Annotated in this window: 20 protein-coding genes; 12 read left to right on the top strand and 8 right to left on the bottom strand. The window is 64.8% G+C overall.

Annotated features, from left to right (window positions below):
* The first annotated feature begins 41 nt into the window (after positions 1 to 41).
* Complete coding sequence (locus tag Q4G20_RS07305) at positions 42 to 977, top strand: ABC transporter ATP-binding protein (RefSeq protein WP_303342765.1); 936 nt, start codon at positions 42 to 44, stop codon at positions 975 to 977.
* Between the two features lie 5 nt (positions 978 to 982).
* A complete protein-coding gene (locus tag Q4G20_RS07300; protein WP_303342894.1) occupies positions 983 to 1744 on the top strand; it encodes an ABC transporter permease in 762 nt (253 codons plus the stop codon).
* 11 nt (positions 1745 to 1755) lie between these two features.
* Here the strand turns inward: Q4G20_RS07300 and zapE are convergent, their stop codons facing one another.
* A complete protein-coding gene (gene zapE, locus Q4G20_RS07295) occupies positions 1756 to 2874 on the bottom strand; it encodes a cell division protein ZapE (RefSeq protein ID WP_303342764.1) in 1119 nt (372 codons plus the stop codon).
* Between the two features lie 93 nt (positions 2875 to 2967).
* On the opposite strand from zapE, the gene Q4G20_RS07290 reads away from it, so the two are divergent.
* Positions 2968 to 3603 (top strand): 5'-methylthioadenosine/S-adenosylhomocysteine nucleosidase, encoded by a 636-nt coding sequence (locus Q4G20_RS07290; RefSeq protein ID WP_303342763.1) that lies wholly within the window; start codon positions 2968 to 2970, stop codon positions 3601 to 3603.
* On the opposite strand, the gene Q4G20_RS07285 is transcribed toward Q4G20_RS07290, so the two are convergent.
* From Q4G20_RS07285 to Q4G20_RS07275, 3 genes are all read right to left on the bottom strand, one after another.
* The gene (locus Q4G20_RS07285) at positions 3600 to 4550 is read right to left on the bottom strand and encodes a lytic transglycosylase domain-containing protein (RefSeq protein ID WP_303342762.1); all 951 of its coding nucleotides are present in this window, start codon (positions 4548 to 4550) and stop codon (positions 3600 to 3602) included. The two genes, Q4G20_RS07290 and Q4G20_RS07285, sit on opposite strands and share 4 nt — an antisense overlap.
* A 4-nt stretch (positions 4551 to 4554) precedes the next feature.
* Positions 4555 to 5181, bottom strand: a complete 627-nt coding sequence (locus Q4G20_RS07280; protein ID WP_303342761.1) for a hypothetical protein — start codon at positions 5179 to 5181, stop codon at positions 4555 to 4557.
* Between the two features lie 114 nt (positions 5182 to 5295).
* Positions 5296 to 6204, bottom strand: a complete 909-nt coding sequence (locus tag Q4G20_RS07275) for a L,D-transpeptidase (protein ID WP_303342760.1) — start codon at positions 6202 to 6204, stop codon at positions 5296 to 5298.
* Between the two features lie 295 nt (positions 6205 to 6499).
* Between Q4G20_RS07275 and Q4G20_RS07270 the strand changes: the two genes are divergently transcribed.
* Together Q4G20_RS07270 and Q4G20_RS07265 are read left to right on the top strand one after the other, a co-directional pair.
* Positions 6500 to 6751: a GlsB/YeaQ/YmgE family stress response membrane protein gene (locus Q4G20_RS07270; protein WP_303342759.1), complete on the top strand. Its 252-nt coding sequence runs from the start codon at positions 6500 to 6502 to the stop codon at positions 6749 to 6751.
* Between the two features lie 1150 nt (positions 6752 to 7901).
* A complete protein-coding gene (locus tag Q4G20_RS07265) occupies positions 7902 to 9536 on the top strand; it encodes an MFS transporter (RefSeq protein WP_303342758.1) in 1635 nt (544 codons plus the stop codon).
* Between the two features lie 227 nt (positions 9537 to 9763).
* On the opposite strand, the gene Q4G20_RS07260 is transcribed toward Q4G20_RS07265, so the two are convergent.
* Entirely contained in the window at positions 9764 to 11032 is a 1269-nt protein-coding gene (locus Q4G20_RS07260) for a 4-aminobutyrate--2-oxoglutarate transaminase (RefSeq protein ID WP_303342757.1), read from the bottom strand.
* A gap of 307 nt (positions 11033 to 11339) precedes the next feature.
* Between Q4G20_RS07260 and Q4G20_RS07255 the strand changes: the two genes are divergently transcribed.
* Positions 11340 to 12062: a rhomboid family intramembrane serine protease gene (locus tag Q4G20_RS07255; RefSeq protein ID WP_303342756.1), complete on the top strand. Its 723-nt coding sequence runs from the start codon at positions 11340 to 11342 to the stop codon at positions 12060 to 12062.
* On the opposite strand, the gene mnmD is transcribed toward Q4G20_RS07255, so the two are convergent.
* Positions 12052 to 12723 (bottom strand): tRNA (5-methylaminomethyl-2-thiouridine)(34)-methyltransferase MnmD, encoded by a 672-nt coding sequence (gene mnmD / locus Q4G20_RS07250; RefSeq protein WP_303342755.1) that lies wholly within the window; start codon positions 12721 to 12723, stop codon positions 12052 to 12054. The genes Q4G20_RS07255 and mnmD overlap by 11 nt on opposite strands.
* Positions 12724 to 12751: 28 nt before the next feature.
* On the opposite strand from mnmD, the gene Q4G20_RS07245 reads away from it, so the two are divergent.
* Positions 12752 to 13771, top strand: coding sequence for an FAD-binding oxidoreductase (locus tag Q4G20_RS07245; protein ID WP_303342754.1), 1020 nt, complete (start codon positions 12752 to 12754; stop codon positions 13769 to 13771).
* Between the two features lie 77 nt (positions 13772 to 13848).
* Here Q4G20_RS07245 and Q4G20_RS07240 read toward each other — a convergent pair whose 3' ends face one another.
* On the bottom strand, positions 13849 to 15507 hold the full coding sequence (locus Q4G20_RS07240) for an NAD+ synthase (protein ID WP_303342753.1): 1659 nt from the start codon (positions 15505 to 15507) through the stop codon (positions 13849 to 13851).
* A gap of 121 nt (positions 15508 to 15628) precedes the next feature.
* Between Q4G20_RS07240 and Q4G20_RS07235 the strand changes: the two genes are divergently transcribed.
* The 5 genes from Q4G20_RS07235 to recO all read left to right on the top strand — a co-directional run bounded on the left by Q4G20_RS07235 (position 15629) and on the right by recO (position 19813).
* The gene (locus Q4G20_RS07235) at positions 15629 to 17077 is read left to right on the top strand and encodes an MORN repeat-containing protein (RefSeq protein ID WP_303342752.1); all 1449 of its coding nucleotides are present in this window, start codon (positions 15629 to 15631) and stop codon (positions 17075 to 17077) included.
* 228 nt (positions 17078 to 17305) lie between these two features.
* Complete coding sequence (locus Q4G20_RS07230; protein WP_303342751.1) at positions 17306 to 17677, top strand: nuclear transport factor 2 family protein; 372 nt, start codon at positions 17306 to 17308, stop codon at positions 17675 to 17677.
* Between the two features lie 41 nt (positions 17678 to 17718).
* Complete coding sequence (gene rarD, locus Q4G20_RS07225) at positions 17719 to 18654, top strand: EamA family transporter RarD (RefSeq protein ID WP_303342750.1); 936 nt, start codon at positions 17719 to 17721, stop codon at positions 18652 to 18654.
* A gap of 5 nt (positions 18655 to 18659) precedes the next feature.
* Positions 18660 to 19085 (top strand): VOC family protein, encoded by a 426-nt coding sequence (locus tag Q4G20_RS07220; protein ID WP_303342893.1) that lies wholly within the window; start codon positions 18660 to 18662, stop codon positions 19083 to 19085.
* Positions 19085 to 19813, top strand: a complete 729-nt coding sequence (gene recO, locus Q4G20_RS07215) for a DNA repair protein RecO (RefSeq protein WP_303342749.1) — start codon at positions 19085 to 19087, stop codon at positions 19811 to 19813. Before Q4G20_RS07220 ends, recO begins: the two co-directional genes overlap by 1 nt.
* A 198-nt stretch (positions 19814 to 20011) precedes the next feature.
* Here the strand turns inward: recO and Q4G20_RS07210 are convergent, their stop codons facing one another.
* Positions 20012 to 20818 (bottom strand): C40 family peptidase, encoded by an 807-nt coding sequence (locus Q4G20_RS07210; protein WP_303342748.1) that lies wholly within the window; start codon positions 20816 to 20818, stop codon positions 20012 to 20014.
* Between the last annotated feature and the right edge of the window lie 227 nt (positions 20819 to 21045).

Here is a 21045-nt window from a genome sequence, read left to right as displayed (position 1 = left end):
GCCCGTGCCTATCTGCGGCACAATGAACAGATGAGGGGCAGATGGCCGCGATTATTCAGGTGGACAACCTGTCCAAACAGTATGACAGCGGGACCAAGGCATTGGACCGCGTATCCCTGACCATCAACGAAGGCGAAATTATCGCGCTTCTGGGGCCGAATGGCGCGGGGAAAACGACCCTGATTTCAACGATTTGCGGCTTGGTCGTTCCTACGGGCGGCACGGTGCGCGTGGGTGGGCATGACATCCGCACCGATTGGCGCGCCGCGCGGCGGCTGATCGGGCTGGTGCCGCAGGAAATCGCGTTAGAGCCGTTTGAAAAGGTGATCAACACCGTTCGGTTTACCCGTGGTTTGTATGGGATGGGGGCGGATGACGCCTATATCGAACGGATTTTGCGCGCCTTAGCCTTGTGGGACAAACGCGATGCCGCGACGCGCGAATTGTCGGGCGGGATGAAGCGGCGCGTTCTGATCGCCAAGGCTCTGGCCCACCGACCCAAGGTGTTGTTTCTGGACGAACCGACCGCAGGCGTGGATGTCGCGCTGCGCCGCGAAATGTGGCAGGTCGTGGGCGATCTGCGTCGCGAAGGCGTGACCATTATCCTGACGACGCATTATCTGGAAGAGGCCGAGGAAATGGCCGACCGCATCGGTGTGATCAACAAAGGTCAGTTGCTGCTGGTCAAACCGACCGCTGAATTGATGGGCGAATTTGGCAAGAAAACCCTGACCATCGAACTGGATCAGCCGCTGGATGCGATCCCGCCCGCATTAGACGGGCGCGGGCTGGTGCTGGCGGATGGCGGGCGGGCTTTGGTCTTTGATTACGACACGCGGGCCGAACGCACCGGCATTGCGCGGCTGTTGGGCGATCTGGCGGCGCAGGGGCTGACCGTGCGCGACGTGGCCACCCGGCAATCATCACTGGAAGAAGTGTTCATCGCCCTGGTGGACGGCGAAGGGGGCAAAGCATGACCGGCATCAACTGGCGCGGCGCGGGCGCGATTTTCAACCACGAAATGGCGCGGTTTTTCCGCACGATCTGGCAATCGCTGGCATCGCCGGTTTTGTCCACGGTGCTGTATTTCGTCGTCTTTGGCGCGGCGATTGGCGGGCGGATTCAATCGGTCGAAGGCGTGGCCTATGGCGCGTTCATCGTGCCGGGGCTGATGATGCTGACGGTGCTGCAACAATCGGTCAGCAATGCGTCCTTCGGCATCTATTTCCCGAAATTCAGCGGCACGATTTACGAATATCTGGTGTCGCCGGTGGGTTGGGTCGAGGTGACGATGGGGTTCGTCGGTGCCGCTGCCGCCAAGGCGGTGCTGATCGCGCTGATTATTTTGCTGACCAGCTTTGCCTTTGTCGGGGTGCATATTCTGCACCCGTTCTGGATGCTGGCGTTTTTGTTTCTGTCGGCTTTGGGCTTCAGCCTGTTGGGGTTCATCATCGGGCTGTGGGCCAAGTCGTTTGAACAGTTGCAGATCGTGCCGATGATGGTCATCACGCCCTTGGTGTTTTTGGGCGGGGCGTTTTATTCCGCCAATATGCTGCCCCCGTTCTGGGAAGCCGTGGCGAAACTGAACCCGGTTTTGTATCTGATTTCCGGGTTTCGCTGGTCGTTTTTCGGGCTGGCCGATGTGCCGGTGGGGGTGTCGCTGGCGGCTGTGGGGCTGATGGTGGTGGTCTGTATGGGGATCATCCGCTGGATCTTTGCGACCGGGTGGCGGCTGCGCGAATGACCGATGCGGGGTCAGCCCTGCGGCTGGCCCCAGTCCGCGTCCTGCATTTCACGCAACCGGCTGGCGGTGCGTTCAAATTCGAAACTGCCGGTGCCTTCGTTATAGAGCCGTTCCGGGTCATCCGCGCCCGACGCGATCAGACGCACGCGCGCCTCATACAGCGCGTCGATCAGGGTGACGAAGCGTTTCGCCTCGTTGTAGTTCGACACGCCGAGGCGGGGGATTTCGTCCAGGATCAGCACATCGACGCGCCGCGCCAGTTCCAGATAATCGGCGGGGCCAAGCGCCTGACCGCACAGATCCCAGAACCCCGCACGCGCCACCCGGCCCGACAAAGCGGGCAGATGCACCTGACGGCCCTTGACCGTAAACGACCCATGCGTCAGCGCGGCGTCGCCCGTCAGATCGGCCCAAATATCATCCAAAGCGCGTGCCGCATCGGCATTGGCGGGGCTGAACCAGACCTGACCGCCCGCCAGCCGGTTTTGCCGGTGGTCGGTATCGCTGTCCAGACAGATCACCGCCATGCGGTCCCGGATCAGCGCGATAAAGGGCAGGAATAACGGACGGTTCAGGCCGTTTTTATACAGATCCTCAGGCACTCGGTTCGATGTGGTGACGACCACAACGCCCTGTTCAAACAGCACCTGAAACAGCCGCCCCACGATCATCGCATCGGCAATATCGGTGATCTGCATTTCGTCAAAGCACAACAGCCGCACCTGCGCCGCAACAGCCATAGCCACCGGGCGCACCGTGTCCTGTTCACCGCGCAGGCGGGCTTGTTCCAAACCGGCCTGAATTTCCTGCATAAATTCGTGGAAATGCACGCGGCGGTTGGTGATGCCGCGCGCGGTTGCGGCATCCGCCAGCAGGTCCATCAGCATGGATTTGCCGCGCCCGACTCCGCCCCACAGATACAGCCCCCTGACCCCCGCAACCGGAGCCGGCGCGGACCCGCCCCCGAAAATCGACCGCCAGCCACGCGATTTCGCAGGCTGGGGCGCGGGGGCCGTGGTCATGTCGGTTAACACCCGGTCCAGTTCAGGCAGCACCGCCTGTTGCGCCGGATCAGGGCGCAGATCGCCGGACGCGGCGCGGGCAGAATACAGATCGCGTATCGTGGTCATGGCCAACCCCTGCCACAGCATCCCGCGCCCGTGCAAGGGGGATTGCGCCCACGCCCCCGCCATGCCACCCCCGACCTGTCAAACAGGGGGGCGATGATGCGCGCAGATGTGATTGCCGGGGTGCCGGTGCTGTTCGTGATGGCGGCGGATGCGGAATATGGCCCCGCTTTGCGGTCGCGGATCACGCCGCTGATGACCGGCATTGGCCCGGTGGAAGGGGCCGTGACCCTGACCGCCGCCCTGTCCGCGATGACCGGGGACGACCGCCCGCGCCTGATCGTGTCGCTGGGATCGGCGGGGTCCGCGCGGTTGGAACAGACGGGGCTGTATCAGATTTCCGCCGTCGCCTATCGCGATATGGATGCGTCGGCATTGGGGTTTGAACGCGGGGTTACGCCGCTGCTGGATTTGCCCGCTGTGGTGGATGTGCCGCATCGCATCCCCGGCCTGCCCACGGCCACGCTGGCCACCGGGGCCAGCATCGTCAGCGGCGCGGGCTATGCCCCGATTGCGCAGGATATGGTGGATATGGAGACCTTCGCCCATCTGCGCGCGGCCATGCGGTTTGACATTCCGCTGATCGGGCTGCGGGGGGTGTCCGACGGCGCGCATGAATTGACCGGGCAGATGGCCGACTGGACGCAATACCTGCATATCATTGACGAAAAACTGGCCGGGGCGGTCGATGCCTTGCGCGATGCGCTGCAATCGGGCGCGATCTCGGTTTAGTTTTTCAACACGATGCAGCGCCCGCCCATGCTTTGGAACCGGGCGCAAAACGCATTGGCGCGGGCGCGCGATTCATAGCCGATCTGCGCGGTATAGACCGGACGCGGATTCCCCGTCAGCCGTTTGCGGACGTAACCAACCTGCGTGCCGTCATCCATAATCGGGCGCAGGGTGCGGTTCAGGCGCGCGACCTGTTGCGCCGCGCCCGATTGGCTGGGATGGCTGGCCAAAATCACGCCCCACGGAAAGACACGCGGCTGGGTGTTGAATTCGCGCAAGGTCCGGTTTCCGGCCAGTTCGACACAGGCGGGGTGAAAATCGTGATCCCGCGACAGCGCCAGTTTCAGTTCGCTATCCGCCGGGGGATTGTCGCGCCAGCGATGCGCGCTGAACCCGGTGATGGATTCAACATAATCAATAGTTTCAAAGGGCAGCGTCGTTTGCTGCGCGACAAACCGCGCCGCCCGGTTTTCGCCACCGTTATAGGCGACCGCCGCCAGCCCGATATTGCCGAACCGATCCGTCAGCAGGCGCAGATACCACGACGCTTTATGGATCGCCTGCGCGGGATTGAACGGGTCATCCAGCCGATACAAATCCGCCGTGCCGGGCATGAATTGCGCAATCCCCTGCGCGCCAGCGGGGCTGATGGCCGATGGTTCAAACCGGCTTTCTTTCCACAACAGCCGCGCGACAAAGGCCGGGTCCAGCCCATGTTCGGCGGCGTTGCGTTCAATCATGGTGCAGACATCGGTGACGTAATGCGCGCGGCGAATGCAGTCGCGGCCATTGTCGGAACAGCGCACATCATCCGATACGCGCGGCGCGGGGCGTCCGTGATGGGCGTCAATCGCCGGATAGGCACCTGCCCCACCCGCCAGCATCATCACCGCCACACAGGCGGCCCGGATGCGCCCGGTCCATGATTGCCCCGCGCATCCGGCCATCGGATCAGCCCTTTTTGTCCGATTTCTTGCCGGTTTTCTTTTTCGCAGGCTTGGCGTCCGCCGGTTTGTCGGCTTTGGCGGGTTTTTCGGCGGCCTGTTTGTCGGCCTGACGCGCGGCGCGGTTTTCCGCCTTGCGGGCGGCGCGGCGTTCCTCACGCTCGGCCTCTTTGGCGGCTTTGCGGGCGGCGATGCGGGCCTCTTTTTCGGCTTGGCGCTTGGCCTGATTTTCGGCGCGGCGGGCGGCGCGGCGTTCCTCGCGGGCGGCGTCGTCCGAGGGCGCGGCGGCCTTGGCCGGTTGCGTCACGCGGCGCGGTTCGGTGCGCTGATCGGTTTTGCGCGCATCGGCGGCTTTGCGATCCGCCGGTTTGCGCGCGGGCGCTGCAACCGCCGGTTTGGCCGAGCCCGACGCATCCGCATCCGACGGCGCGGGCAGTTTGCGTTTGCGCCGTTCGGCGGTCGCACGACGCAGCGCGCCCGCGATCAGTTTCTGATCATCGGGATTCAGATCAGCGGTGTCCACTTGGGCGATCTCGGCCAGCAGGCCATACAGATCGCCATCCGACAGCGCCCCCAGGGCAGGCTGGCGGCTTTGCGTGTCCAATTGCTGAATCGTGCTGGGGTCTTGGGGCATGGTATGCAGTCCGCTGAAGATGAATAATGCCGCGCACATGCCGCAAAATGACAGATAGTGCAACGAAAAAGGCCCCGGACGCGCTGCCGGGGCCTGACGTCGGGATCAAACCGATCAGCGGGCGGGAACCGCGCTTTCGACCGGAGACACAAAAGCAGCGGTCGCGAACGGGTCCGTCACAACCGGGGTCGCGGTCGCAAAGGCATCCACGCCATAGGGGTTTGCGGGCTGCGCCACCGGCGTGGGTGCCAGAGCCTGCGGGGCGGGCGCAACGACCGGCTGACCCGTCGCCTGCGCCATTTCCGACGCGGGGATGACGTAACCTTCGGGGGTTTCGATCATCGGGCCTTCCATGCGGCGGCTTTCCGCGGGGCCGCGCACAACCACGGTCGTGCCGTTCGGCACCTGTTCGAACAGGTCCATCACGTCTTGGTTGAACAGGCGGATACACCCGGCCGAGGTCGCTTTACCAATCGACGACGGATCCATCGTGCCGTGAATCCGATAATAGGTGTCGCGGCTGCCCTGATACAGATACAGCGCGCGCGACCCCAAGGGGTTGTGCATCCCGCCGGTCAGACCGCCACGGAACTGCGCATAAAGTTCCGGCTGCGTGCGGATCATGTTGTCGGTCGGACGCCATGCGGGCCAGCTTGCTTTGCGGGCAATGGTCGCGGTGCCTTCAAAGCCGGTGCCAGCACGGCCCACGGCCACCCCGTAACGCATCGCCTGACCGCCCGCCTGAACGTGATACAACACGCGCGCATAGGGATCGACCACGATCGTGCCCGGGCGTTCGGACCCGTTATAGGCAACCAGCTGGCGGCTGTTGCGTTCGTTCAGATAGGCCAGACGAACCGCCGGAATATCAATACGTTCACCATTCGGGCCGGTATCGACCCGCGCCTGATAAATCGCGGGCAGTGTTGCGGGCTGTTGCACCGACGGAGGCGTCGCCTGTTGGGTCGGACCACAAGCCGCAACCCCCAAAGCCACAGCCGTCAACAAAGAAGCAAGGCGCATCTTGGCGTATTCCTTTCATGAACCCCGCGCGGATCGCGCCACGAGGTCGCAGCAGATTCGTTTCAACATCACCCCAAGGGGCGCGTCGTTATCGTTCCAATCAGCCAAACGGGCCGCAGGCGTCAAGGGTTCCGGCACAATTTGCCGGGAATTGGCGGGCTTGTGGCATAAATCACGCCCCGAGTCCGCAGATTTCCGCATCAATTTTTGGTCAGCAGGGAACAACTGCGCCGCTTGGAATGTTGACATGGCAATCGCGCGCCGGGGCGCGTCACAATTATGAAAGGATATCATCATGGGTTTGGTTTGGGCGCTGATCATTGGTGCAATCGCGGGCTGGCTGGCCGGTCAGATCGTTAAAGGCGAAGGCCAGGGCGTCGTCATGAACATCGTGGTCGGCATCGTGGGCGCGGTCATCGCGGCTTTCCTGTTCCCGCTGACCGGTATTGCCATTGGTGCCAGCGGTTCGACCATCGGTCAGATCATCTTTGCCACCATCGGCGCGGTGATTTTGCTGGTCATCATGCGTCTGGTGCGCCGCGCCTGACGCGGGCCAGGCAGATGATAAAGGGGGCGGTCGTTGTGCCGCCCTTTTTTCATGGCTGATTGTCAGGGCGGTGCGCCTGCACCTAAGCGGCGATCCGAACATCATTGCCGATGCGCGGGCGCGTTGCCGTCGGCGCCTGTCCCGCGAACCACGTTCGCCATCGGCGCGGTGATATTGCTGATCATGCGCCTGACGCGCCCACGCAAGCACCCAAAGGGCGGTCGTTGTGCCGCCCTTTTTTCATGACCGATTGTCAGGGCGGTGCGCAGACACCTAAGCGGCGATCTGAGCATCATTGCCGATGGGGCGGGCGCGTTGCCGACGCGCTTCTGTCCCGCTAACCACGGTTGCCATCGGCGCGGTGATATTGCTGATCATGCGCCTGACACGGCCCACGCAAGCACCCCAAAGGGCGGTCGTTGTGCCGCCCTTTTTTCATGGCCAATTGTCAGGGCGATGCGCCTGCATCTAGACGGCGATCGGAACATCATTGCCGATGCGCGGGCGCGTTGCCGACGCGCTTCTGTCCCGCTAACCACGGTTGCCATCGGCGCGGTGATATTGCTGATCATGCGCCTGACGCGCCCCACGCAAGCACCCAAAGGGCGGCGATTGTGCCGCCCTTTTTCATGGCCGATTGTCAGGGCAAGGGGTGACCCTGCTGTCATTTGACCACTACGGTTGGCTTCGTCGGCACGAGAGTGGCATCGGTTACACCATCTTTCCCGCCAATTGCATCCTGCGAGCGACGCACCGCGTCTGCCCCGGATAAGCGCGAAAGAAGCGGCGGCGATTGTGCCCCTTTTTTGGGGGAGGCTGTCGGGACGTGTGGATGACTCGGCCTGTCCCACGGATGCCGTGTGTGGTCGCGCGTCGGGCGCGGCATCTGGGCCGCAGGGCCGGCACAAAAGAGGGCGGCGTGTCGCTCCCCCCGGCGAATGGTAGGGGTCGGGGGCTGGCCGCATCTGTCGGGTGACGTTCCTATTCATGCGGTCATCACCACGCCACTGTCCCCGCTGACCTGCGATGCTGTAGCTGCCCCAGCGTCACGAGTGCCGCGCCATAACCCGGCCAAGCGCATAACACATATGCGCCGCCCCCATCTCCATGTCCGATTGCCACGGCGGCACATCAGCCCTAACCTGCCGCCATGTCACACGAACCCCGGCCATCCGCGCTTGCCCCCTTTCGTCACCGCGATTTCCGCAATCTGTGGGCGGCGACGCTGTTTTCAAACTTTGGCGGGCTGGTGCAGGCGGTCGGCGCGGCGTGGCTGATGACGCAGCTGACCACCAGCCCGACCCTGATCGCCTTGGTGCAGGCATCCAATACCCTGCCCATCATGCTGCTGGCGATCGCGTCCGGGGCCTTGGCCGATATTTTCGACCGCAAAACGCTGCTGATTACGGCGCTGCTGATGCTGACGGTGGTGTCGGTGGGGCTGGCGGTCATTGCGTGGCTGGGATGGCTGAACCCGTGGCTGCTGCTGATGTTTACGTTCCTGCTGGGCGCAGGGGTGGCGCTGTATAACCCGCCATGGCAGGCGAGTGTGGGCGATCTGGTGCCGCGCGCCGATCTGCCAGCGGCGGTCAGCCTGAACTCGGTGGGCTTTAACCTGATGCGCAGCGTCGGCCCGGCGGCGGGCGGGTTCATCGTCGCGGCCTATGGCGCGGCGGCGGCCTTTGCGGTCAACGCCTTCAGCTATCTGCCGCTGCTGTTTGCGATGTCACGGTGGCATCCGCAAACCGCGCCCCGCATCACGAAACCTGAACCCTTCATGGCGGCCATGGGGGCGGGGCTGCGCTATGTCGCGCTGTCGCCCAATCTGGTGCGGGTGCTGATCCGAGGCGCGCTGTTCGGCTTTGCCGCCATTGCGGTGCTGGCGCTGCTGCCGCTGGTGGCGCTGTCCCACCCCGAAGGGGGATCCATGCTGTTCGGCGGTCTGCTCGGCTGTTACGGCGTGGGCGCGATTGCGGGGGCGATGCTGAACCCCCGCATCCGGGCGCGGTTCGACAATGAAAACATCACGCGGCTGGCTTTTGCGGGCTTTGCCGTGGCGGCGCTGATTTTGGGGCTGACCGATTCGGTCTGGCTGCACGCGGCGGCGCTGTTGCCTGCGGGGGCGGCATGGGTGCTGGCGCTGTCGCTGTTTAACGTGACGGTGCAGCTGTCAACACCTCGCTGGGTCGTGGCGCGGGCCTTGGCGATGTATCAAACGGCGGTGTTCGGAGGCATGGCGATTGGCGCATGGGTCTGGGGCATGGTCGCCGGATCGCAGGGGCTGAACGTCGCGCTGACGGCAGCAGGAGGGGTGCTGCTGGTCGGCGCGGTCATCGGCATCTGGCTGCGCGCGCCGGAATTCGGCACCGCCGATCTGGACCCGGTGAACGGGTTTCGCGAACCGGAACTGGCACTGGATTTGCGGGGGCGGTCCGGCCCCATCATGATCATGGTGGATTACCGCATCGACCAATCCGACACGCCCGAATTTCTGCGCCTGATGCGCCTGCGCCGCGACATCCGCCGCCGGGATGGCGCGCGCAACTGGGCGCTGCTGCGCGATCTGGAACATCCGGGCCAATGGTCCGAAAGCTATCACATCGCAACATGGGACGAATATGTCCGCCACAACCTGCGCCGCACCAAAACCGACGCCGAGGTGACAACCGCGCTGCGCGCCCTGCATCGCGGCGACAGCGCGCCAGCGGTGCATCGCATGATCGAACGCCACAATGTCACCCCGCAAGACGACATGCCATTACTGGGCAAGATCGAGGTTCCGTAACCGCAACCGGCCACCCACCGGCACGGTCACGCCGTGAGTATTTTTGCACAGAAGAAACGGCAAAGGCGGCACCTGATTTACGGCGCCGCCCGCTTTATCTTCTGTGTCTAAATATCCTCTGGGGTGAGACGGATCAGGGAAAGGTCCAGTGGACCTTTTCCCCGTCGAACGCCCGCCGCCGTGGGGCGGGCTGGGGCGAAGCGCCCCCGGCGGTCGCGGGACGCAGATCACCCCCGCGCGGCGATCAGGGACGCGTCCAGAATGTCCAAGGCTTCGGCAAAGACATCATCCGGGATCGTCAGCGGCGCAAGGAAACGGATCACATTGCCGTAAACGCCGCAGGTCAGCAGGATCAGGCCGCGATCCAAGGCCTCTTGCCGGACGCGGTTCGCGAAATCGGGGGCCGGAGTGTCGGTGTCGGGCAGGTTAAATTCGACCGCATTCATGAAACCGGGGCCGCGAATATCGGCGATTTCCGGCACATTTTCGCGCGCCGCCGCCAGACGCTGTTTCAGCCGCTGGCCCAGTTGGGTGGCGCGGTTGCACAGGTCTTCGTCCGCGATAATGTCCAGAACCGCATGTGCTGCCGCGACCCCCAGCGGATTGCCCGCATAGGTGCCGCCCAAACCGCCCGGATGCGGCGCGTCCATCACCTCGGCCCGGCCGGTCACCGCGCTGATGGGCAGACCGCCGCCCAGACCCTTGGCCATGGTCACGATGTCGGCCACCACCCCGTGATGTTCCATGGCGAACAGTTTTCCGGTGCGGGCGAAACCGGTCTGAACCTCATCCGCGATCAGCAACATACCGTGTTTGTCGCACAGGCCGCGCAATTCCGCCATAAAGGCGGTCGGCACCTCATAAAACCCGCCTTCGCCCTGCACGGGTTCCACGATGATGGCGGCGATGCGGGCGGGTTCCAGATCGGCCTTGAACAGCTGATGCAGCGCCTTCAGCGCGTCCTCGGCGGTGACGCCATGCAGCGGGTTCGGGAACGGCAGATGCCACACATCCGGCATCATCGGCCCAAAGCCCGCTTTGTAAGGCGCGACCTTGCCCGTCAGCGCCATGCCCATAAAGGTGCGGCCATGAAACCCGCCCGCAAAGCTGACCACGCCCGGACGCCCGGTGTAGTAACGCGCAATTTTGATGGCGTTTTCAACGGCCTCGGCCCCGGTGGTGGCAAAGATGGTTTTCTTATCGAAATCCCCCGGCACCAGATCATTCAGCCGTTCCGCCAAGGCGACATAGTTTTCATACGGCACGACCTGATGGCAGGTATGGGTGAACCGGCCCAGCTGTTCGGTCACGGCCTGCACGATGCGGGGGTGCCGGTGACCGGTATTCACCACGGCAATTCCGGCGGCAAAATCGATGTAGCGATTCCCGTCCTGATCCCAGATCTCCGAGTTTTCGGCGCGGTCGGCATAGACCTGCGTTGTCATGCCCACGCCGCGCGAAATGGCGGCGTTTTTGCGGTCGGTCAGTGTGGTCATCAGGATTCCCCCCGGCAGATGTGATGCCCCTGTCTAGGCCCTGCGCGGCCCAGCAATCAAGGGGGATGGTCCGCCGCGCGCGCCGCCCCCCCACGCTGATTGACCGCCGCCTGCCCACATGAACCTGCCAGCCTGTGCGGCACATGCCGCCCCACCGGCGTCGAACTCCACCTCTCTCTTGTGCCGAAATATCCCGGGGTCCGGGGCTGGCCCCGGTTCCGCCCATCAGGTTTTCACCACGCCTCGCATGTCCGCGCCCCCCTCGCGGCCCCTTGCGCCCCATACGACTGCGCGCCATGCTGCGGGCATGTTTCCGTTTCGCGATCACAACCCGTCTGAACGCACGCCTTGGGTCACCTGGGCGTTGATTGCCGCAAATGTGGCGCTGTATATCGCCACGCTGCCCGGAACGGCGGGGGAAATCTGGTGGGTGCAGAACGCGCTCTATGCCGGGGCGGTCACGCAGGGCGATATGTGGGGCGGGCTGGTCACGCATATGTTCCTGCATGGCGGGTTTCTGCATCTGGCCGGGAATATGCTGTTTCTGTGGATTTTCGGCGACAATCTAGAGGACCAGCTGGGCCATCTGGGATTCCTGCTGTTCTATCTGGCGGCGGGGCTGTTGGCGGCGGGCGCGCAGATTGTGGCTGACCCCAATTCGATGATTCCGATGATCGGCGCATCGGGCGCGATTGCGGGGGTGATGGGCGGCTATCTGCTGCTGTTTCCGCGCGCGCGGGTGGATGTGCTGTTCATCTTTATCATCTTTTTCCGCGTGTTTTCGATCCCGGCATGGATCACGCTGGGCGTGTGGTTTGCCATTCAACTGTTTGGCGGGTTTTCGATGCCGGGCGATCAGGGCGGGGTCGCCTATTGGGCGCATGCCGGCGGATTTCTCGCGGGGCTGGCGCTGACGGTGCCGCTGTTTCTGCGCCTCGGCGGGCCGGGATTCTGGAGCCGCACCCACGGCCACCCGCCCCATCCCGATGCGGTTTATCCGGGCAGCCGGGTGCCGCGCGTCAGGCGGTGATGCGCCCCACGCTCATATGCCGTTTGCGGCCAAATCCGGGGCGGCGTTCCACGGCAAACCCCGCGCTTTCCAATGCGCGGCGCACGAAACCAGCGGCGGTATAGGTCGCGAATGTGCCGCCCGGCGCGGTATGCGCGCCCACCTGCGCCATCAGGTCATCGCCCCACATCTGCGGGTTTTTCGCCGGGGAAAACCCGTCCAGAAACCACGCATCCGCCCGCCCGCCCCATGCGGGCAGCGCGTCGCGCACATCGCCGCCGATGATCTGAACGCGGACCATGCCAACGTCAAACTGCGCCGCGCCCCAGCCTGCGCGCAATTGCGCCGCCCATTCGGCCAGTTCGGGAAAGGCGGCATGGGCCTGCGCCAGTTGCGGCACCGACAGGGGAAACCCCTCGAAGCTGGTCATGCGCACCGGAACCGTCGCGATCTGCGCCAAGGCCAGACAGTTCAGCCCGGTTCCGAACCCCAGTTCCGCGACATGAAAACCGGGGACCAGTCGCGCGGGCAAATCGTTGCCGTCCAAAAACACATGCCGCGTTTCGGCCAAGCCCCCGGCCAGACTGAAATACGGATCGTCAAAGCGTTCGGACACCGGCACGCCGCCCTCGCGCCAGTTCACAGGCTCGTCTTTTGTCGTGGTTTGGGATAGATCACACATTCCGGTGTTGTGGGCAAAGGACGCGCATATGGCAAGGCGGATCGTCGCAGGTGGCGGAGTTTTGGGGCTGGCCTGCGCATGGGCGCTGATCCGGCGCGGGGCAGAGGTGCAGGTGGTCGAACGCGACCGCATCGGCGCGGGATCATCGGGCGGGCATGTCGGCGCACTGGCCCCTCACGCGCCCGACACGTGGAACATCAAAAAGGCGCTGCAACTGGACAGCCTGCTGGCCGCACCGGATTTCTGGGCGGGGGTCGAACAGGCGGGCGGGGTGGCGTCGGGCTATGGCCGCACGGGGCGGCTGCAACCCGTGCCGGACAGGGCAACGGCGGACCGTCTGGCCGACCGCATCGCGGGGGCGGCGCGGCACTGGCCCGAAGGATTGGGCATGGCGCTGATCCGCGACCCGGACACGCCGCTGGCCCCGGACAGCCCCACGGGTCTGTGGCTGCATGACGATCTGACGGCGCGGCTGAACCCCCGCGCGGCACTGCGCGCACTGACCGCGGCGATCCGGGCAGAGGGCGGCACGATCACCGAACAGCACATCCCCGACACCGCGACACTGTGGGCCACAGGAACGGACGGGCTGCACGACCTGACCCGCGATCTGGGCCGCAAAATCGGTCAGGGGGTCAAGGGGCAATCGCTGCTGCTGGACTATGCCGCGCCCCACAGCCCGCAGATTTTCGCGGACGGCATCCATATTGTGCCTCATGCGGACGGAACAACGGCGGTCGGGTCCACATCGGAAAACAGCTACGCCCACACCGACCCCGACGATCAGCTGGATGACCTGCTGACCCGCGCGCGCGCCATCTGCCCCGCGCTCAACAACGCCCCGGTGATCGACCGCTGGGCCGGCATCCGCCCCCGCGCGCAATCCCGCGCACCGCTGATCGGCGCATGGCCCGGACGCCCGGGGCAGTTCGTCGCGAACGGAGGCTTCAAGATCGGCTTCGGCATGGCCCCGATCATCGCGGATATGATGGCCGACCTGATCCTGACCGGCACCGACCGCATCCCGGATATGTTCCGGCTGACCTGACCTTTCATCTTGGTAAAAATATCCCACGGGGGTCCGGGGGTGTGAAACCCCCGGGCCGCTCTCCCCCGGTCCGGCCCTCACCCCCGGTCCCGCCACCGATTGACCAGAGGATAGCGCCGGTCCAGCCAGAACGCCCGCGTCGAAATGCGCGGCCCGGGGGCCGCCTGATAGCGTTTCCATTCGCTGATATAGATCAGTTTTTCCACCTGACGCAGGGTGTCGGGGTCAAAGCCCTGCGCGACCAGTTCGGCAATGGATTGGTCGCGTTCGATCAACCCTTCAAGGATCGCGTCCAGCACGTCATAGGGCGGCAGGCTGTCCTGATCCTTCTGATCGGGGCGCAGCTCGGCCGACGGGGGCTTGGTGATGATCTGATCGGGGATCACCTTTCCCGCGCGGCCCAGCATCCAGTCGCGATGATGGGTGTTGCGCCAGCGGCAGGTTTCAAAGACGCGGGTTTTATACAGATCTTTGATGGGGTTATAGCCCCCCGCCATATCGCCGTAAATCGTCGCATAGCCCACGGCGACCTCGGATTTATTGCCGGTGGTTAACAGCATTTCGCCAAACTTATTGGACAGCGCCATCAGCATGACCCCGCGCAGGCGGGACTGGATGTTTTCTTCGGTGATGTCGGGGGTGGTGCCAGCCATCAGGTGATCTAAAGCCCCCGCCACAGCATCGCGCGCGCCGTCGATGCGCACGGTGTCCAGCCGCGCGCCAATCAGCCCCGCACATTCGGCGGCGTCATCCAGACTGGCCTGTGATGTGTATTCCGACGGCAACATGACGCAGCGCACATTGTCGGGGCCAATCGCATCGGCGGCGATTGTGGCGACAAGCGCGGAATCAATCCCCCCCGACATGCCCAGAACCACCCGTTTGAACCCGGATTTGCGCAGATAATCGCGCAGGCCCAGCACCATGGCCTGATAATCCTGTTCCCATGCGTCGGGCTGATCCGCCATCAGGCCGGGTTCCGCGCGCCAGCCATCGGGGTCATGCGTGAAATCCACATGCGCCACCGATTCGACAAAGGCGGGCAGTTGCACGACCTTATGACCACCGGGATTCAGAACAAAGCTGGCCCCGTCATAGATCTGGTCATCCTGCCCGCCCACCAGATTGACGTAAACCAGCGGCAGCCCGGTTTCGACCACGCGGCCCACCATATGCCCCATGCGCAGGTCCAGTTTCCCCCGGTGATAGGGCGACCCGTTGGGCGAGATCAAAATCTGCGCCCCGGTTTCGGCCAGCGTTTCGCAGACATCGGGATACCAGCCGTCTTCGCAAATGGGCGACCCGATCCGCGCGGCGCCGATCTGATACGGCCCGCTGACCGGCCCCGCATCAAACAGCCGCAATTCGTCGAACAGCTGTTTGAATGGCAGATGGTGTTTCAGCACCCGCGCGATCAGTTCGCCGCCCTGAAAGACCCAATAGGCGTTGAACAGTTTCCCATCCTCGGCCCAAGGCGCGCCGACGGCAATTGCCGGGCCATCGGCGCAATCCGCGCCCAACTGCATCACCGCCTGCACCGCGTCGCGGACAAAGGCGGGTTTCAGAACCAAATCCTGCGTCTGGTATCCGGTCAGGAACATTTCGGGCAGCGCGACCAGATCGGCCCCCGCCGCACGCCCCTGTTCCCACGCATCCCGCGCGCGGGCGGCGTTGCCGGGCAAATCGCCCACGGTGGCGTTGAGTTGCGCAATCGTCAGGCGGAAACGGTCGGTCATAGCGGGCCTTTGGCGGTTGATCCGTCCTTGTGATACGCCAACCTGGGCTGGGTGAAAAGTCGGCCTTTGCGCCCCGGTCACGGATCGGATAAACACGTCCCAAACAGGCGAGGGCAACACCATGACGCTGAAACGGGCATCTGTGATCTTATGTGCATGGGCGGTCATGGCGGGCATCGGGGCCGCTCAGGTCGTGACCAAACACTATGACGATGGCGGCGTTTACGAAGGCACGTTTCGCAACGGCTTGCAGCACGGGCAGGGCAGTTACACCCTGCCGAACGGCTATCAATATCAGGGCGATTGGGTCGAAGGTCAGATCATGGGCCAAGGCGTCGCGCAATTCCCCAACGGGTCGGTCTATCGTGGGCATTTCACGGCGGGCAAGCCGGACGGGGTGGGGCATATCACCTATGCCGATGGCGGCACCTACGAAGGCGAATGGGTCGCGGGCGACATCACCGGGCAGGGCGTGGCGCATTACGCGAATGGATCGGTCTATTACGGCGCGTTCCGCAACGGCCTGCACGAAGGCCGGGGCGTTCTGACTCAGCCCAACGGATACCGCTATGACGGCGATTGGAAGGCCGGCGTGAAAGAGGGCGCGGCACAGATCACCTATCCCGATGGCGCGACCTATACGGGCGCGATGCTGGCCGGTCAGCGCGCGGGCCGGGGGCGGTTGGTGATGGCGGACGGTCTGACCTATGACGGGGTGTGGGCGGCGGGCCAGATGGCCGGAACCGGCGTATTAGAACAGCCCACCGGCGACCGCTACGAAGGCCAGCTGGACGGAGGCCGCCGCCAAGGCCGCGGCGTCGCCACCTATGCCAATGGCGATGTGTATGACGGCGAATTTGTGAATGATCGCCGTCAGGGGCAGGGGACATTCACCGGGGCGGACGGCTTTGTCTATGTCGGTGAATGGGCCGAGGGTCGGATGCAGGGGCGCGGCCAGATCACCTATCCCGACGGATCCATCTATCTGGGGCAGATGCGGGCCGATCGCCCCGATGGCCATGGCCGCATCACCTATCCCGATGGCGCGACCTATGACGGGGCGTGGTCGGCGGGCGTCATTCAGGGCGAAGGCCGCGCGACCTATGCCAACGGCATGATCTACGAAGGCAGCTTTCGCGACGCCCGCAACCACGGTCAGGGCCGGATGAGCTATCCCGACGGCTACGTCTATAACGGCGCATGGCAGGACGGACAGCGCCACGGGCGCGGGCAGGCGACCTATCCCGATGGCACGGTTTACACGGGCGAATTTGTGAACGGGCTGCGTCAGGGTCAGGGCAAACTGACCACGCCGGACGGCTTCATCTATGAAGGCGGCTGGCAGGGCGGCGAAATCGACGGGCAGGGCGTGGCCACCTATGCGACCGGAGACCGCTACGAAGGCCATTTCGTCGCAGGCCGCCGCCAGGGTCAGGGCGTGATGCGTTACGCCACGGGGCAGGTCGCGGGCGGCGAATGGGATGACAACCGTCTGGTGACGGCTGACCCGGATGTGCCAAGCGATACGGATGCCCCGGACCTGCCGGCGGATGCGGATACGGCGCCGTAAGGGGGGCGTTGCACGATGTGAACGGCCGCCAAGGTGGATCGTGATGCGTGACGGCTCGGGTCAGGCAGCCGCGGAGGGGCCAGAGTCGCGGCAAGGGCAAAGCATCTTGGCATAATACGTCACGGCGCGACGCCTTCGTATCGGGTCGCGGCGCGGCAACGGGCCAAACGCCGCCTTGCCTGCGCCGCCCCCAGCCCATAAGCTGCGCATAACAACCAAAGGCCCCCCATGACCCCCGCCCAGATTGTCACCGGCTATTGGGACGCGATGCGCAGCAATGACTTTGCCCGCGCGGCCGACTGGCTGGCGCCCGATGTCGAAATCATCTGGCCGCAATCGGGGGAATTGATCCGGGGCCGGGCGGATTTCGCGGCGCTCAATCACGCCTATCCCGGCGGGCCGTGGCGGTTTGACGTGCAAACCCTGATCGCAGACGGCGCGCAGGTCGTCACCGATACGGTGGTCAGCGACGGTCAGATGACCGCCCGCGCCGTGACCTTTCACCACGTCGAAAACGGCCTGATCGCGCGGCAACGCGAATACTGGCCCGACGATACCCCCGCCCCGGACTGGCGGCGGGCGTGGGTCTCGCGGGTCTGACGCCGCTTGCAACCGGCGCAGAGCCGCGATTAGCTGCCCCTATGAACGCGACACCCGATCACAACACCGATTCGCCCACCGGCCTGATGCTGGCCGTGGCCACCTATGTCATCTGGGGGTTTTTGCCGCTCTATATGAAGGGCTTAGCCCACATCCCCCCGGTCGAGGTGATCGCCCATCGTGTCATCTGGTCCCTGCCGATTGCGGCGGGGGTGCTGATCTGGCAGGGCCGCGCGGGACAGGTGCGCGACGCCCTGCGCACGCCGCGCCTGCTGGTGATGGCCGTCATCACCGCGCTGCTGATTTCGGCGAACTGGCTGATCTATGTCTGGGCCATCGCCAACAATCAGGCGATGGAGGCGGCGTTAGGGTATTACATAAACCCGCTGTTCAGCGTGCTTTTGGGCGCCACCTTGCTGCGCGAACGGCTGTCGCGGGCGCAATTGGCCGCCGTGGTTCTGGCGGCGGCGGCGGTTGTGGTGCTGACCGTGCAGGCGGGGCGGTTGCCCATCGTCGCCTTGGGGTTAACCCTGTCCTGGGGCATTTACGCGTTCTGCAAAAAGCGCCTGCCGCTGGGGCCGAACCAGGGCTTCACGCTGGAAGTGTTGCTGCTGACCCCCATTGCGCTGGGGATCATCGGCTGGATGACGGCGCAGGGAAGCGGCCATTTCGGCACCAACCTGACCGATACCGCGCTGCTGATGGGCTGCGGCGTGGTCACCGCCGTGCCGCTGCTGATGTATGCCAATGCGGCGAAACAGGTGCGCCTGTCCACCATCGGCGTGCTGCAATACATCGCGCCGACGATGATTTTCCTGATCGCGGTGCTGCTGTTTCACGAACCCTTTGACGGGGCGCGGGTGATTGCGTTTCCGATGATCTGGGCCGCGCTGATCATCTATTCCGTGGCGCTGATCCGGCAGGCGGGCGCGCGCCGACGCATGACCCGCAGCACAACAACGAAAAGGATGCAATGATGACCCTGCCCCGGCAACGCGTGACCCTGATCACCCTTGGCGTCGCGGATCTGGACCGCGCGCGCCAATTCTATGCCGATTGGGGCTGGACGCCGCACCCATCGACGGCCGAGGGTATTCATTTCTACCAAATGCACGGCGCGGCTTTGGCGCTGTTTCCGCGGGACGAACTGGCCGCCGATCAGGGGCGGCCCGACGCCGATCTGGGAACCGGCGCGATGACGCTGGCGCAGAATTGCGCCGACCGCGCCGAAACCGATGCGGTGTTTGACGCCGCCCTTGCCGCAGGGGCCACCTGCCTGAAACGCCCCCAACCCGTGTTCTGGGGCGGATATTCGGGCTATGTCGCGGACCCGGACGGGCATGTCTGGGAAATCGCGCATAACCCGTTCTGGCCGCTGTCAGATGACGGCAGCCTGACCCTCCCCTGATGGAGTGGCAGGCCCCCGGCACCCTGATCGCCCGGCGCGCGCATGGCGAAAACGCGGTCATCATCGACGTGCTGACCGCACAGCATGGCCGCCACAGCGGCATCGTCCCGGGCGGAGCATCGCAAAAACGCGCAGCCATGCTGCAACCCGGCGCGCATCTGGACCTGAAATGGCGCGCGCGTCACGCCGATCAGCTGGGGACATTTTCCGTCGAACCGATCCGGCTGAGGGCGGGACTGATGGCCGATGCCCTGTCGCTGGCGGGGCTGAACGCGGTGTCGGCGCTCTTGGTCTTTGCCCTGCCGGAACGCGACCCGCATCCGTCGCTGGTGATGAAAACCGACGCGCTGCTGGACGCCATGGATCGCGGAGATGACTGGGCCATGGATTACCTGCACTGGGAAATGCAATTGCTGACGGAAATGGGCTTCGGTCTGGATCTGGACCAATGCGCGGTGACGGGGGCGCGCGACGGTCTGGCCTATGTCAGCCCCAAATCCGGGCGCGCGGTCAGCCGCGCGGGGGCAGGCGAATGGGCCGACCGGCTGCTGCCGCTGCCCGATATTCTGGGCGGCGCGGGCGACAATCGCGGCAACCCGCTGCGCGACGCGCTGACGATCACCGGGCATTTCCTGCGCACCCGCATCGCCGCCGAACTGGTCGGCCGCCCCTTGCCTGCGGCACGCGACCGGCTGGTGGCGAAACTGACGGCGCGATCATCTGCGTGACCCCCACGGCGCTATCCGCCATGCGCGCGCCTCCCGAACCGTCGTCATTGCGTCCCGCGCCCGCCGGGGGCCAGCCCCCGGACCCCCGGGATATTTAGACCAAGATGAACGAGGGCGTCCGTCGTATCTTCTGTGTAAAAATATCCCACGGGGGTCCGGGGGTGTGAAACCCCCGGCGTCGCCGATCACGTGCGCCCCTTACGGGCGGCGCGCGCCCCGAAACGGCCCCTGACCCGCCGCGTCAATCCGGGCCATGGCATCGGCAATCGGTTCGTAAATCACCGCCATTTGCCACGCCGTCGCGTGAATCATCATATCCGCCGACACCGCAATCGCCACATGCCCCGGCCAGAACAGCAGATCGCCGCGCTGAATGGTCTCGGTCACGGGAAAGGCGCGTTCCTGCATGTCGCTGTCGCCGGGGCAGGACGTGCCATGGGCGGTCAGTGCCGCCTGCGCCAGCCCGGAACAGTCAATCCCCCAACGGCTGTTGCCCCCCCACAGATAGGGGGTGCCGATCAGGCTTTCGGCGACCGCAACCGCATCCGGGGCGGGCTGGCCGCTGATATGCTGCGCCGGAACATATCCGCCCGTCGCCAGTTCGGCAAAGCCGCCCGCGATCCCGGTCACCGCCAGCCGTGCGCCGATGGACAGGCCCATGATGTCGCGCGTTTTCATATCGGGCGCAGGATAGATATGCGTGGCGGGCGCGCTGACCCGGTGCGTCGCGGGGACGGGTTCACCCAAAGCATCAATCGCCACCCAGCCGCAATACCCATCCAGCCCCGCCTGAACAAAGGCCCACGCGCCGCGTTCCTCGACCACCACCAAATCCGCGCCGAAATTCACCTGACGGTCGCGGCGGCCATCCGGCGCGTCGCGCAGATCCGCCAGAGGCACCGCCACACGCGCCGCGCGTCCGTCCGTCCAGTTGGGGCGATCCAGCACCCCGCGCAAGTTGTTCAACGCCACCCGGTCGGTGGCGGGCGTCAAGCGGCGATCCATCACAACACCTTTGCCAGAGGGAACGCGCGTCCCCCGGTCCCGTTGATGCGCTGCCACGCGCCACGCTGTCGGTTCGGCGCGACCTGCCCGGTGGTGGGTATTGGCCCAAGGGTCATCAAAGCACCTCTGCCACACGCGCCACGCGTCCGTTGGTCCAGACGGGGCGATCCAGCACTTCAGGCGGTCCCTTCAGCGCCACCCGGTCAGTCACAGGCACCACGCGACGA

It is taken from the genome of Paracoccus sp. (in: a-proteobacteria) (assembly GCF_030538495.1).
Classification (GTDB): domain Bacteria; phylum Pseudomonadota; class Alphaproteobacteria; order Rhodobacterales; family Rhodobacteraceae; genus Paracoccus.
Note: the sequence above shows the minus strand (reverse complement) of the source record. Positions and strands in the feature narration are given on the sequence as shown.